Source organism: Cellulomonas sp. P4_A2, assembly GCF_056402515.1.
In genome coordinates this window covers 1-550 of sequence record NZ_JBFUHG010000065.1, presented here as the reverse complement: position 1 = coordinate 550, position 550 = coordinate 1, and the positions used below count along the sequence as shown (strand labels likewise).

Genomic DNA, 550 nt, shown 5'->3' with positions numbered 1-550 from the left:
GGGAGAGCGGCGAGCCCGCGCGCTGGAGCGCTACGGCGGGGCCGATGCCGTCGGCCAGGTCGCGTTCGGTGGTGGGGCACATGCATGTGCCGGTGGCCGAGGAGCCGAGCAGCGTGATGTCCTCGCCGCTGAGGTGGGTGTTGTGGATGCCGGTGGTGCGCGGCCCGAGGACCCCGTGGTCGGCGAGGAGCCGGGTGGGGGAACAGCCGTGGGCGGTCTGGCAGGCCTCGTTCTCCGCAACCTGTGCGGAGAGGGGGACATGGAGGGGGGCCCGCCGCTCCTCGGCCCATGCGGCCACGGTGGCGAGCTGCCCGGCGGGCACGGCGCGCACGGAGTGGACGGCCGCGCCGATCAGGGCGTGGTCGGTGTCCTTGAGGAGGGAAGCACGTTCGGCCCAGGCCTCGGCTGTGGTGTCGGAGAACCGCAGCTGGTGCCGGTTGGGCTGCTGGTACTGCCCGGCCCGCTGCCCGAACCCGGCTGCGAGATAGGCGGTGTCCAGCAGTGTGATCCGGATACCGGCCGCGTCGGCGGCGGCGATCAGGGCCTCGCC

1 protein-coding gene is annotated in these 550 nt (G+C 74.0%); it reads right to left on the bottom strand.

All coding sequences use genetic code 11. From position 1 onward, the window contains the following. A partial coding sequence (locus AC1DUE_RS20095; protein ID WP_477041175.1) for an amidohydrolase family protein occupies window positions 1-550 on the bottom strand: 550 nt, incomplete at both ends.